At 72.4% G+C, this 12,530-nt stretch carries 15 protein-coding genes; 8 read left to right on the forward strand and 7 right to left on the reverse strand.

Annotated elements, in window-relative coordinates:
- Positions 1-95: 95 nt before the first annotated feature.
- The 5 genes from GGD88_RS02010 to GGD88_RS02030 form a co-directional block, all read right to left on the reverse strand.
- Complete coding sequence (locus GGD88_RS02010; RefSeq protein ID WP_184431217.1) at positions 96-353, reverse strand: ribbon-helix-helix domain-containing protein; 258 nt, start codon at positions 351-353, stop codon at positions 96-98.
- Entirely contained in the window at positions 350-1,027 is a 678-nt protein-coding gene (locus GGD88_RS02015) for an alpha/beta family hydrolase (protein ID WP_246423508.1), read from the reverse strand. The genes GGD88_RS02010 and GGD88_RS02015 overlap by 4 nt, the downstream gene beginning before the upstream one ends.
- Positions 1,028-1,046: 19 nt before the next feature.
- Positions 1,047-1,469 carry a TfoX/Sxy family protein gene (locus tag GGD88_RS02020; RefSeq protein WP_184431219.1) on the reverse strand — a complete coding sequence of 141 codons (423 nt, stop codon included), beginning with the start codon at positions 1,467-1,469 and terminating at the stop codon, positions 1,047-1,049.
- Positions 1,466-1,834 carry a DUF2794 domain-containing protein gene (locus GGD88_RS02025; protein WP_184431221.1) on the reverse strand — a complete coding sequence of 123 codons (369 nt, stop codon included), beginning with the start codon at positions 1,832-1,834 and terminating at the stop codon, positions 1,466-1,468. Before GGD88_RS02025 ends, GGD88_RS02020 begins: the two co-directional genes overlap by 4 nt.
- Positions 1,835-2,056: 222 nt before the next feature.
- On the reverse strand, positions 2,057-2,404 hold the full coding sequence (locus GGD88_RS02030; protein ID WP_184431223.1) for a hypothetical protein: 348 nt from the start codon (positions 2,402-2,404) through the stop codon (positions 2,057-2,059).
- A gap of 360 nt (positions 2,405-2,764) precedes the next feature.
- On the opposite strand from GGD88_RS02030, the gene GGD88_RS02035 reads away from it, so the two are divergent.
- The 4 genes from GGD88_RS02035 (at position 2,765) to der (ending at position 7,083) form a co-directional block, all read left to right on the forward strand.
- A complete protein-coding gene (locus GGD88_RS02035) occupies positions 2,765-3,319 on the forward strand; it encodes a thioredoxin family protein (protein ID WP_184431225.1) in 555 nt (184 codons plus the stop codon).
- 134 nt (positions 3,320-3,453) lie between these two features.
- Positions 3,454-4,200, forward strand: coding sequence for a tetratricopeptide repeat protein (locus GGD88_RS02040; protein ID WP_184431227.1), 747 nt, complete (start codon positions 3,454-3,456; stop codon positions 4,198-4,200).
- A 4-nt stretch (positions 4,201-4,204) separates the two neighbouring features.
- Positions 4,205-5,548 carry an outer membrane protein assembly factor BamB family protein gene (locus GGD88_RS02045; protein ID WP_184431229.1) on the forward strand — a complete coding sequence of 448 codons (1,344 nt, stop codon included), beginning with the start codon at positions 4,205-4,207 and terminating at the stop codon, positions 5,546-5,548.
- 77 nt (positions 5,549-5,625) lie between these two features.
- Positions 5,626-7,083, forward strand: a complete 1,458-nt coding sequence (der, locus tag GGD88_RS02050; RefSeq protein ID WP_184431231.1) for a ribosome biogenesis GTPase Der — start codon at positions 5,626-5,628, stop codon at positions 7,081-7,083.
- A gap of 133 nt (positions 7,084-7,216) precedes the next feature.
- Here der and GGD88_RS02055 read toward each other — a convergent pair whose 3' ends face one another.
- The gene (locus GGD88_RS02055) at positions 7,217-7,399 is read right to left on the reverse strand and encodes a hypothetical protein (protein ID WP_343056200.1); all 183 of its coding nucleotides are present in this window, start codon (positions 7,397-7,399) and stop codon (positions 7,217-7,219) included.
- A gap of 255 nt (positions 7,400-7,654) precedes the next feature.
- Here GGD88_RS02055 and cutA point away from each other — a divergent pair, with 255 nt between their 5' ends.
- The gene (gene cutA, locus GGD88_RS02060) at positions 7,655-7,978 is read left to right on the forward strand and encodes a divalent-cation tolerance protein CutA (protein ID WP_246423509.1); all 324 of its coding nucleotides are present in this window, start codon (positions 7,655-7,657) and stop codon (positions 7,976-7,978) included.
- A 30-nt stretch (positions 7,979-8,008) separates the two neighbouring features.
- Here cutA and GGD88_RS02065 read toward each other — a convergent pair whose 3' ends face one another.
- A complete protein-coding gene (locus GGD88_RS02065; protein WP_184431233.1) occupies positions 8,009-9,196 on the reverse strand; it encodes a bifunctional 2-C-methyl-D-erythritol 4-phosphate cytidylyltransferase/2-C-methyl-D-erythritol 2,4-cyclodiphosphate synthase in 1,188 nt (395 codons plus the stop codon).
- 195 nt (positions 9,197-9,391) lie between these two features.
- Between GGD88_RS02065 and GGD88_RS02070 the strand changes: the two genes are divergently transcribed.
- From GGD88_RS02070 to GGD88_RS02080, 3 genes are all read left to right on the forward strand, one after another.
- Positions 9,392-10,195: a cytochrome C assembly family protein gene (locus tag GGD88_RS02070; protein WP_184431235.1), complete on the forward strand. Its 804-nt coding sequence runs from the start codon at positions 9,392-9,394 to the stop codon at positions 10,193-10,195.
- Positions 10,196-10,301: 106 nt separating this feature from the next.
- Positions 10,302-11,330, forward strand: a complete 1,029-nt coding sequence (gene dusB / locus GGD88_RS02075; RefSeq protein ID WP_184431237.1) for a tRNA dihydrouridine synthase DusB — start codon at positions 10,302-10,304, stop codon at positions 11,328-11,330.
- Positions 11,327-12,466 carry a two-component system sensor histidine kinase NtrB gene (locus GGD88_RS02080; protein WP_184431239.1) on the forward strand — a complete coding sequence of 380 codons (1,140 nt, stop codon included), beginning with the start codon at positions 11,327-11,329 and terminating at the stop codon, positions 12,464-12,466. Before dusB ends, GGD88_RS02080 begins: the two co-directional genes overlap by 4 nt.
- The last annotated feature ends 64 nt before the right edge of the window (positions 12,467-12,530 follow it).

The following is a 12,530-nucleotide window of genomic DNA, read 5'->3' on the forward strand; positions in this document are numbered from 1 at the left end:
CGCCGGAAACGGCGGTCCTAACCTCACCGACAGCACCGATTTTCGCCGCTGTCGATGGGGAAAGGGGGAAACCACACCGCTTTTTCCGCAGCCTGCTAGTCCTGGACCGCATCCGGTGCGTGCGTCGCCCGCGCGCGGTAGTGCGCCAGCACATGGACCCTCAGGGCACTGGACAGGTTGAGGCGCGGTCCGTGCGGGCCGGCGGCACGGGCGGCATCCACCTCGGTGACGATGTCCGCGACGGTGCGGCCCTCGGCCGCCGCGATGTCGCGCAAGGCGTCCCAGAACGGGTCCTCCAGCGAGACACTGGTCGGATGGCCGGCGATGGTGATCGAGCGTTTGCGTCCGGTCATGCGCCGGGTTCGGGACGATCGGGGGCCGCCGGATCGTGCATGAACCGGGCCGCGACCGTGACCGCCTCGGCCAGGGCCTGGGCCTCGGTGCGGCCGGAGGCCTTGCGCGGCTTGAAGCCGTGGTCGCCGTCCTCCAGCCAGTGCAGCCGGATGGCCGGCGACAGGCGCAGACCCGGGACCACCTCCCGGCCGCCCATGGGATCGCGCGTGCCCTGGCAGATCAGGGTCGGGGTGCGCAGGTGTTCGAGATGCGCCGTGCGCAGGCGGTCGGGGCGGCCCGCCGGGTGGACCGGGTAGCCCAGGCAGAGCAGGGCGCGCACCCCGGCATCGTCCGCGAGCAGGGAGGCCATGCGTCCCCCCAAAGACTTGCCGCCGATGACCACGCGGTCGGCCGGGCCATGGGCGGCGATCATGGCCCGCCAGGTATCCAGGAGCACCGGTTCACGATCGGGCGGACGGCGGCGGCCGTCGCGGCGGCGCGCGGCCATGTAAGGGAACTCGAAGCGCACGACCCGCACGCCGGCCTCGGCGAGCCCTGTCGCCACGGTCGTCATCCAGTCGGAGTCCATCGGGGCGCCGGCGCCGTGCGCCAGCAGCAGCCGCGGTCCGTCGGTCGGGCCGTCCTCCAGCACCGGCGGGCGAGGCGGCGCATCGGCGGTGGGCATGGTGGGCATGGCGCGACCGGGCGCGCGGTCAGGACCCGGCGGCGGCGCGGGCGCGCTTGCCCGCTTCCCAGGCCGCCCGACCCCAGTCCGCCAGCATGTCCTCGTCGTCCAGAACGAACGGTGGTACCCGCCGGAAGCTGGCGGCCACCAGCGCACCCCCGCCCGGCGGCTCGAAGTGGGTCATGATATCGGCCGCCGCCTTCTCGGAGTCGGTGTCGGCTGAGGTGTCGTCTGCGGTGTCGGCGTCACGCTCGGCGGCGTCGTAGGCCGCGCGGGTGCGGGCATCGACGCGGAACAGCAGAACCCCGTCCTGGATCACGCCGAACAGCGTCCCCTTGAGGTATAGGCCGATGGTTGCGCCGCTGTGGCGGGTCTCGACCCCGCCCAGCGCGGCGCGCAGCAGCGGCAGCACCGCGTCGGCCACGTGCGCGGCGCGGGCCAGCGTCGTCATGACGAGCCCCGCAGCTTGATCGGCCGGTCGAACACGGCCAGCACGTCCAGCAGGGCGGATCCCCGCGCCAGGGTCTCGCGGCCGGTCAACACCGTGTACTGGTGCGCGGGCGGCGCCAGCGTTCCCGTTCCGCGCGATTGGGGGCCGCGGGCCTGCTTGGTGATGATGTACTGCGGGCGTTCCAGGCTGCTGCGGAAGACCGCGAAGCGGGCCATGCCGTCGCTCTGGTCGATGGCGTAGTCACGCCACTCGCCGCGCATGACGCGGCGGCTGTACAGGGACAGCAGGGAGTTCATTTCCGATCGGGTGAAATGGACGAGGGGGGTGCCGCGCCGGTATTCGAGCAGGCGGACGATCTTCGACATGGGCGCTCCACTGCTTCCCGGTCCCCTGCGTCCCGGGACCCCTGTATGGTCGCGTCGCGGGGCATTGTCAGCCGAGTCGTCGACCCTGTCGAGACCTAACTGGCCGCTGCCGCGGCTGAGGTGTGTCGGCTCGTCCGCCGGCGGCGAGCGGCCGGCGCAGGCTACAGCCGGTCGCCCGAAGCCGGACTCACGCCGAGCTCCGACGTCGGACGCGACGCCGCGTTAGCGTTGCCCCGGACGCGGGCCGACCATGGGGCCGGCCAGATCCCGGGAACTGATGACGTGGCGAGGATCGGTCACCAGGCGGCCGTTCTCGCCCGGAACCGCTTTATCATAACAGGTGATGCCGCCGATCGAGCGGTAGCAGTACAGCCGCGTCTCGACCGGCATATTGGCAGGCAACGGTTGCACGCAGTAGTACCCGCCGTCGCCATAGCGGACCGTGGAGCAGTCGTGTCCGGTCACGAGCGAGACGACGTGGTCGGGAATGGTCTTGTCGGAGGCCACCACCGAGGCGATGTTGACGGCGCCGGCGGTCAGCGTCACCGGATGGGTGGCGACGTCGTACATGGTATCGCAGCCGGCCAGCGCGACCAGCGCCGTAGCCCCAGCCAGGCCCCCGGCCAGGGCGCCGGCCCCGCGCTTCCAGGGGGACCGGCGTGCGGTCCGTCGTGTGGCCCATGGTGTCGCCCATGGAGTGGCCCCGCCTGTCTCAGGCCGCCGCCTGGTGTTCGCGTCCATCACGCCCCCGCCCCATTCCTCGTCGCTCCCGTCCCGCCGCTCCAGCCGCCGATGCATACGTCGGGCGGCATCGACCGGCCCACCGAGGCTGCCGTTGCAAGCGCGGTCTGGTCACCCTACCTGCCCCGGGGTTAAGGATCGTTGAATCCGGCGCCCCTTTCCCCGCCACCACGGAGGCTCGATACCGCCATGGCCGTGCATACCCCGATCTGCGATTTCGGTTGGCGCGCTCCCGATTTCTCGCTCCCCGGCACCGATGGCCGCACCTGGACGCTGGCCGACGTGCGCGGACCGCGCGCCACCCTGATCGTGTTCATCTGCAACCACTGCCCCTACGTCAAGGCGGTCATCGACCGGCTGGTGCGCGATGCCCACGCGCTCATGGACGTGGGCGTCGGCGTGGCCGCCATCTGCTCCAACGACCCGGTGCAGTACCCCGACGACTCCTTCGACAACATGACGCGGTTCGCCGCCGACCACGGGTTCCGCTTCCCCTACCTGCACGATGCAACGCAGGAGATCGCGCGGGCCTATGACGCCGTGTGCACGCCCGACTTCTTCGGCTTCGACCGCGACCTGGGGCTTCAGTACCGAGGCCGCCTGGACTCCTCGGGCAAGCAGCCGGCGGGGCCCGACGCCCGCCGCGAGTTGTACGAGGCCATGATGGCGGTCGCCGAAACCGGGCAGGGACCGCGCGAGCAGACCCCGTCGATGGGCTGTTCGATCAAGTGGAAGGCGGCCTGAGCCGGCGTCCGGCGACCGCGCGGCTCCCGCGTTGCCTTCCCGGCATGCGCTGATTATGGTGTGCGACCGGTCCCGCCCCGGTGACCGGCCACTGTCGCACGACCGCCCCGCACAGAGGACTCGAGGAGACACCCGTGGCGAAAACGCCCAGGCGCGCCCGCGAAGACGATCAGGCCCCGTCCGCGCCCGACGATCTGGATCCGGCCCAGGCCGCCCTGTTCCGCGAGGTCGAGGAAGACCTGCGCGCGGAGCAGATGCAGAAGCTGTGGAAACGCTACGGCGGCTATGTGATCGCCGCGGCGGTTCTGGTGGTGGGCATCGTGGCCGGGATGCAGGGTTGGACCGCCTGGCAGGCGTCGGTCCGGGCTGACGAGGCCGAACGCTACTACGCGGCCGTGCGCGGTCAGGGGGTCGATCGTCCCGCGCTGGATGTGCTCGCGCAGGAGGGGCGCACCGGCTACGCCGATCTGGCGGCGCTCCAGGCCGCCAACGCCCTGGTCGAGGCGGGGGACGAGGCCGGCGCCGTCGCGGCCTACGACGCGCTGTCCGCCGACGGCGGCGCGCCGCAGCCGATGCGCGATCTGGCGACCGTGCTGGCGGCGCTGCATGCCATGGACACCGAGAGCGCCGGCGCCGTGCGCGGCCGGCTGGCGCCGCTCGATACCGAGGCCGGCCCGTGGCGGTTCATGGCGCGGGAACTGCTGGCCGTGCTGGCGTTGCGCGAGGGCGACACCGCCGCAGCCCGGACCGCGTTCGCCGATCTGAAGGAGGCCCGCGAGGCGCCGCCGGGCGTGCGTTCGCGCGCGGCCGAAATGCTCTCCATGCTGGGCGGGCCGGCCCCGGGCGAGGGCGACGGGGCCGCACCGGAGGCCGAGGGCTGAGGCGATGACGAACGGCGGCATGGGGCGCGGACGCGCGGGTCTCGCGATCGGGCTGGTGGCGGCGCTGGCCGGCTGCGGCTGGATCGGGGCGGAGACCCAGGATCCGTTGCCGGGCACGCGCATCAGCGTGCTGGAGCGCGAGGTGCGCCTGTCGCCGACCGTGGCCGGCGAGGCGGGCGAGATCCGGCTGCCGGCTCCCGCGCCCAACGACGACTGGCCGATGGCCGGCGGTTACGCCAACCACGCCATGCACCACATGAGTCTGGGCGAGGCGCCGGCGCTCGCCTGGCGCACCGACATCGGCACCGGCTCGGGGTCGCGCGACGCGCTGCTGGCCGAGCCGGTCATCGGCGGCGGGCGCATCTACACCATCGACGCCGAGGCCGAGGTGCGGGCCTACGATCTCGCCACCGGCGACCTGCTGTGGAGCGTCTGGCTGCCCGATCGCGCCCGCGAGGAGGACGACGGCTACCTTCTGGGCGGCGGTCTGGCCTTCGGGGCCGATGGCCGGCTCTATGCGACCACGGGCTTCGCCAAGGTCATCGCCCTCGACGCCGCGAGCGGCCAGGAAATCTGGCGCGAAGAGGTCGGCGTGCCGATCCGGGCAGCGCCCACGCTCAACAGCGGCCGCGTGTTCGTGGTCACCGTCGACAACCAGACCATCGCCCTCGCCGCTCAGGACGGCCGCAAGCTGTGGACTCATGCCGGCTCGCCCGAGGTCGCCAGCCTGCTGGGCACACCCGCCCCGGCGGTCGACCAGGGCGCGGTGATCGTTGCCTATTCGTCCGGCGAGCTGTACGCGCTGCGGGTGGAGACCGGCGCCGTGCTGTGGCAGGACAGCGTCACCACGGTGCGCCGGACCGATGCCGCGGGCAATCTGCGCGACATCCGGGCGCGGCCGGTGATGGCCGGCAACCGCGTCTATGTGGTCGGCCACAGCGGCCTGATGACCGCCATTGACCTGGCGACGGGCGAACGCATCTGGCAGGCGGAGCTGGGCGGCGTGCATCAGCCCTGGATCGCCGGCCGCACACTGTACGTCATCACCGCCGAGGCCGATCTGGTCGCGGTTTCGGCCGACGACGGCCGCATTCTCTGGGTCACGCCCCTGCAACGCTGGGAGGATCCCGACGACAAGGAGGGGCCGATCACCTGGGGCGGCCCGCTGCTGGCATCCGACCGCCTGATCGTGACCGGCAGTAACGAGGAGATTCTCGCCGTCTCGCCCTACGACGGCCGCGTGCTGGGCTACGTCGAGGCCCCGGCCGGCATCACCCTTCCGCCGGTGCTGGCGGCCGATACCCTCCTCATCCTCACCGACAACGGCGACCTGATCGCCTACCGGTAGGACGACACCCGCGCCCCGGCGTGCCGGGCGCCCCCGGGTCGGTGCCGCCGACCCGGCCCTTTGCGAGTCCCCGTTTCATGACACCGTTGACCGTCGCCATCATCGGCCGCCCCAATGTGGGCAAGTCCACCCTGTTCAACCGGCTGGCCGGGCGCCGGCTGGCGATCGTCCATGACCAGCCGGGGGTGACGCGGGACCGCCGCTTCGCCGACGGCCGGCTGGGCGACATGGCGCTGCGGCTGGTCGACACCGCCGGCCTGGAGGAGGCGCCGGCCGATGCCCTGGAGACCCGCATGCGGCATCAGACCGAGCGGGCCATGGCCGAGGCCGACGTGGTGCTGATGCTGATCGACGCCCGCACCGGCGTGACCCCCATGGACGCCCATTTCGCCCAGGTGCTGCGGGAATCCCCGACCCCGGTCGTGCTGGTCGCCAACAAGTGCGAGGGGGGCGCGGGCGAGGCCGGGCTGTACGAGTCCTACGGGCTCGGCCTGGGCGATCCGGTGCCGCTGTCGGCCGAGCACGGCGAGGGGTTGGCGCTGCTGTACGAGGCCCTGCTGCCGCACGAGGCGGCCCTGCATGAGCGCCAGGCCGCCGCGGGCGAGGCCGGGGCGCCGGACGGCGCGGATGCGGCGGGCGCGGAGGCGCTGCCGCCCGACCTGGAGGCGCGCGCCATGGCCGGCGCCGAGGACGACGCCGAGCCCGAGCCCGACGACCCCGGCCGGCCGCTCAACCTCGCCATCGTCGGCCGCCCCAACACCGGCAAGTCGACCCTGGTCAACCGTCTGATCGGGGACGACCGCCTGCTGACCGGGCCGGAAGCGGGCGTGACCCGCGACTCCATCACCGTCGACTGGACGCACCGCGGCCGCCCGGTGCGGCTGGTCGACACCGCCGGCCTGCGCCGCAAGGGCCGGGTGACCGACAGCCTGGAGAAGCTGTCGGTCGCGGACACCCTCAACGCCATCCGCCTGGCCGAGGTGGTGGTGCTGATGATGGACGCTGACATGGTGATGGACCGCCAGGACCTGACCATCGCCCGCATGGTGGTGGAGGAGGGCCGCGCCTTGGTGCTGGCGGTCAACAAGTGGGACGCCGCCGCCGACCGTGAGGCCACCCTGCGGCGCGTGCGCGACCGCCTGGAGACCTCGCTGGCCCAGGTGCGGGGGCTCCCGTTCGTGACCGTCTCGGCGTTGCAGGGCCGCAACCTGGACCGCCTGATGGACACGGTGTTCGAGATGCACGCGCGCTGGAACGTGCGCGTCTCCACCGGCCGCCTGAACCGCTGGCTGGCGGGGATGACCGGCGAGCATCCGCCGCCCATGGGCAAGCACGGCAAGCGCATCCGGCTGCGCTACATGACCCAGGCCAAGGCTCGGCCGCCTACCTTCGCGGTGTTCTGCAGCCGGCCCGAGGATCTGCCCGACAGCTATGTGCGCTACCTGGTCAACGGTCTGCGCGAGGCGTTCGGATTCGACGGGGTACCGGTGCGCCTGTTCCTGCGCAAGAGCGAGAACCCGTACGCGAAGGGATGATCGGGGGTGGCCGTCTGGCGCCCACGCGCCCGTGTGGGCGCCGGGTAGTCTGGTCGGCTCTTGTCCTGACTCGTCAGAACAAGAGCCATCCGCGGCTTCGCGGCGCCGGTGCGGTCGCACCGGCCGGCCGGTATTACGGTCCTTCCGCCACCGTCCGCCCCGCGTCTGTCAGCTTGCAGACCTGCCAATCCGGCTTGACCGGGTTGGCGAACCAGGGCTCGGCCCAGCCGGCGTCCAGGCACGCCTGAACCAGGCGGCGGCTGACCCGCCGGCCGTTGGCGTCGAACAGGGGCAGCTTACCGCCCGGCTGCGCCAAGCCGCGTCGCAGCCAAGCCCGCTGGGCTTTGGTCGGTCTGGGGGCTTTGGTCGGTTTGGGAGCCGGTCCGGGACTCGGCGGCGGGGCAGGGGGCGAGTCGCCGGTCCCGGCCGCCGGCGGCGGCTTGACGCCGGCCGGCGCGCTGCGCAGGCTGCCGGGCGCGGCCGCCTCGTCGGCGGCATCGCGGGCAGCGGGTCCGGATCGCGGGCGCGCGCTCATGCACGGCAGGATAGGCAGCCCGCCGGGAGGAGTCCATTGGAATACTGTCTGGTTTACATGACCGCCGGCTCGCATGACGAGGCGGTGCGCATCGGGCACGAACTGGTGGCCGATCGGCTGGCGGCTTGCGTCAACGTCCTGGGCCCCATGACCTCGATCTACGAATGGGAGGGCCAGACCCACGAGGATCCGGAGGTCGCTTTCGTCGCCAAGACCCGGCGCGACCTGGTGGATCGGCTGGCGGCGCGGGTGCAGGCGCTGCATTCCTATGATTGCGCCTGTGCGGTCGCCCTGCCCATCGTTGGCGGGCATCCCCCATTTCTTCAGTGGCTGGGCGAACAAACGGCCGCAGAAGGTTGATATCGCAACCATCAACTCTCGCCCTCCGGCTTACCCCGGGAGCGATACCGTGGCGGCGGCCTGGGCGGCAATGCCTTCGCCGCGGCCGGTGAAGCCGAGCCGTTCGGTGGTGGTGGCCTTGACCGCCACCCGGCCGCCGTCGAGTCCCAGGATCTCGGCGATGCGGCCGGCGATGGCGGCGCGGTGCGGGCCGACCTTGGGGCGCTCGCAGATCAGGGTGAGGTCCAGGTGCAGGATTCGTCCGCCCAGGGCCTCGACCAGCCCGCCAGCATGGCGCAAGAACACGTCCGAGGGCGCGCCCTTCCAGCGCGCCTCGCTGGGCGGGAAGTGGCGGCCGATGTCGCCGGCGGCAATGGCGCCGTAGATCGCGTCGGCCAGGGCATGCAGGCCGACGTCGGCGTCCGAGTGGCCCGACAGGCCCTGGGTGTGCGGGATGCGCACCCCGCCCAGGGTGACGTGGTCGCCGGGACCGAAGGCGTGCACGTCGAAGCCGGTGCCAACCCGGACCTCGCCCGCGCCGCGGAACCGGGCCTCGGCGCGGCGCAGGTCGTCGGCGGTGGTGACCTTGCCGTTGTCCTCCGCGCCCGGCACCAGCACGACCGTGCCGCCGGCCGCCTCCAGCACCGCCGCGTCATCCGTCAGTGCCTGGCCGGCGGCGGCGCGGTGGGCGGCCCGGATAGCCTCGAACCGGAAGCCCTGCGGCGTCTGCGCGCGCCACAACCCGGCGCGGTCCACGGTCCCCGTGATGCGGCCGTCGGCGTCGGCGCGCTTCAGGGTGTCGGCCTGGGCGACGGCAGGGATGGCGCCGGCGTGGTGGTCCAGGGCAGCGATGACCCGGTCGATGACGCCGACGGTGACGAAGGGTCGCGCGGCGTCGTGGATCAGCACCTGGTCGGGCGCCAGTTCCGCCAGGCTTTCCAGGCCCAGGCGCACCGAGTCCTGGCGTTCGGCGCCGCCCGGCACCGGCTCCAGCAGGTCGAGGCCGCGCGCCGCCTGCTCGTAGAGCGGCCGGTCGTCGGGATGGATGACGACGCGGATCGCGGACACGTCGGGGTGAGCGGCGAAGGTGGCCAGGCAATGCCGCAGGATCGGCCGCCCGCCCAGGGTCAGGTACTGCTTGGGCAGGCCGCCGCCCAGCCGGTAACCGCGCCCCGCCGCCACGATCAGGGCCACCCGCTTCGGTCCGCCCTTGCTCCCGCCTTGCACCGCCTCCGTCATGGTCGCCGTGTCCCTCGTCGCTCCGTTGTTTCGGTCCCATGGCGCCGAAGCGCCCCGCGGGCGGCGCAGGGTAGTGCATTCGGCCAGGGTCTGGAACGTCGTTCCGCGCCCGCGGCGCGGCCGCGGGGGCACGCTGTTCCGCAATTGCGAACGCCGCGCGTTGTGATGCCACCGATCGCGCGGTATAGTCCCGCCATGGTCAACACGCTGGGGTTCCATCTCGCCGCCGTCCTGTTCCTGGTGCCGGCGGCCGTGCTGCCGCTGTGGCGTGCCGCCAAGCCGGTGTGGCAGGCGGCCGCCACGGTGCTGGCGGCCATGGGGCCGACCTTCTGGGTCACCTGGCAGCTCACAGAGGGTTGGCACACCGGTGTTTCCGCGACCCTGTGGGTGGCGATCGCCACCAGCGCCCTGTTGTTCTTCCTGGTGACCATGGTCAGCCGCCATGCCTGGCGGCTGGCGCCGCTGCTGATGCCCTACCTCGGCCTGCTGGGCGTGGTGGCGGGCGTCACGGCCGGGGCGGACGACGCCGTCCTGCCCCTGCGCGGCCAGGCGCCGCCGGCCGCCTGGCTGGTGTTCCACATCGTGGTGTCGGTCATCACCTATGGCCTGCTGACGATCGCGGCGGTCGCGGCCCTCGGAGCCTTCCTCCAGGAACGGGCGCTGAAGCGCAAGCAGCCGACGCGGCTGACGAGGCTGCTTCCGTCGGTGACGGAGTCGGAGCGCCTCTCGGTGGCCCTGCTGGCCTGGTCGGAGGCGGTGCTCGGCCTCGGGCTGCTCAGCGGCATGGCGGTGCAGACGTTCGTCAGCGGGACCCTGCTGGTGCTGGATCACAAGACGCTGCTGTCGCTGCTGGCGTTCGCGGTCATCGGCGGCCTCTTGGCCGCGCATCGCTGGGCCGGGGTTCGTGGTCGCGCCGCGGCGCGCTACGTGCTGCTGGCCTACCTGCTGCTGACCCTGGCCTTCCCGGGCGTCAAGTTCATCTCGACCGTGCTGGCCTGACGCGCAAAAAACAGACGGACTGCCGCAAGATGGGTCGCCAATTGCCTAAGCAGTGTGCATAATGCGCGTCTTCTGACCCGGTTCCGCTCCCCATCGGTTTCTCCCCATGACCCTGACCATCGGTCCCCTGCGCCTGCGCAACCGTGTGCTGCTCGCGCCCATGTCGGGCATCACCGACGCGCCGTTCCGGCGGCTGGCGTGGCGCTTCGGGTGCGGCCTGACGGTCTCCGAAATGATCGCCAGCGGGCGCGTCGCCAGCGGCCACGATACCCGCCTGGGGCACGCGGCCGGATCCTGCGGGGACGCCGGGCCGGCCGCCGTGCAGCTCGCCGGCTGCGACCCGGTGATCATGGCCGAGGCGGCGCGCGCCTGCGCCGACCAGGGAGCGGCGCTGATCGACATCAACATGGGCTGCCCGGTCAAGAAGGTGGTCAAGGGCGAGGCCGGCGCCGCGCTGATGCGCGACGAGCCGCGCGCCGCCGCCATCATCGGCGCCGTGGTGGCGGCGGTCTCCGTCCCGGTGACGCTCAAGATGCGGGCCGGCTGGGACGCCGACCACCGCAACGCCCCCCGGCTGGCGCGCATCGCCGAGGACCTGGGGGTGCGGATGATCACGGTACACGGGCGCACCCGGGACCAGTTCTATGGCGGCCATGCCGACTGGTCGGTGATCGGCGACGTTAAGGCGGCGGTGTCGGTGCCGGTGGTCGGGAACGGCGACGTCGGCTCGCTGGACGACGCCCGGCGGCTGCTGGCGCGCTCGGGCGCCGACGGCGTGATGATCGGGCGCGCCGCCCAGGGCCGGCCGTGGCTGCCCGGGCTGGTGGCCCAGGGCCTGGAGGCGGGAACCGCGCCGGCCGAGCCGGACCTTCTCGCCCGGGCCGCGATCGCCCTGGAGCACTTCGACGGCCTGATCGACCACTACGGCGGTTATCGTGGCCTGCGCCTGGCCCGCAAGCACATGGCGTGGGCGGTGCAGGGACTGCGCGACGCGGCGGCCTTCCGGCGCGCCTTCAATGCCGAGACCGACCCGGCGTGCGCCCGGGCCGCCCTGGTCGCCTTCTGGGCGGAGGCCCGGCCGGAACGCGCGGACGGTGGTCCGGCGGCCGGCCCGTCGGCACGGGAGGCAGCATGAGCCGGTCCCTCAAGGTCGTCGATGGCGGCCGTCCCACGTCGGAGCCGACCCTCGACCCGGTCTCAATCCTCAACGCCATCGCCTCGGCCGTGCTGGTGCTGGACGACGCCGACCGGGTGGTGTTCCTCAACGCCGCCGGCGAGCAGTTGTTCGAGAGCAGCCTGGCCCACCTCAAGGGCACTCCGCTCGACGACCTGGTGCCGCGCGACAGCCAGACGTTCTCGTTGATCTCCCAGGCGCGGCGCAACAGCAGCGCCGTGTCCGAGTACGAAGTGGAGATCGACACCCCGCGCACCGGCCCCCGGGTGATGACCATCCAGGTCTCGCCCCATGGCGACATGGCCGATTGGGTGGTGGTGCAGTTCCAGGAGCATTCCAAGGCCCTGCGCATCGGCCAGCAGATGTTGAGCCGGGGCGCGGCGCGGTCGGTGTCTGCGATGGCGCGCCTGCTGGCGCACGAGGTCAAGAACCCGCTGTCGGGCATCCGCGGCGCGGCACAGCTCCTCGACCAGAGCGTGCCCGAACCGGACCGGGTGCTGACCCAGCTCATCCGCGACGAGACCGACCGTATCGTGGCCCTGGTCGACCGCATGGACGTGTTCAGCGAGGGCGGCGCCCTGAAACGCGAGCCGGTCAACATCCATCAGGTTCTGGAGCACGTTCGCCGGGTGGCCGAAAACGGGTTTGCCCGGGGCGTCCGTCTGGTCGAGAGCTACGACCCGTCGCTGCCGCCGGTGCTCGGCAACCGCGACCAGCTCGTGCAGGTGTTCCTGAACCTGGTCAAGAACGCGGCCGAAGTGGTGCCGGCGGAGGGCGGCGAGATCGTGCTGTCCACGGCCTACCAGCACGGCCTGCGGCTGGCCGCGCCGGGCTCGACCGATCGGCTGGACCTGCCGCTGGTGGTGACGGTGCGCGACAACGGGCCGGGCATCCCCGAGGACATGCGCGGCCACCTGTTCGAGCCCTTCGTCACCAACAAGCCGGCCGGCAGCGGCCTTGGCCTGCCGCTGGTGGCCAAGATCGTGACCGACCACGGCGGCATCGTCGAGTTCGATACCCAGCCGCGCCGGACGGTGTTCCGGGTCGTGCTGCCGATGGCGCCGGCGGCCCGGCAAACGCGGCGGCACGAGGCGTGAGAGGGTCAGAGTGTGACAGCGTGAGAGACAGCGTGAGAGGAGGAGAGACGATGACCGAGGCGAC

Origin of the sequence: Roseospira goensis, assembly GCF_014197795.1 — a bacterium.
In the GTDB taxonomy this organism is placed as follows: domain Bacteria; phylum Pseudomonadota; class Alphaproteobacteria; order Rhodospirillales; family Rhodospirillaceae; genus Rhodospira; species Rhodospira goensis.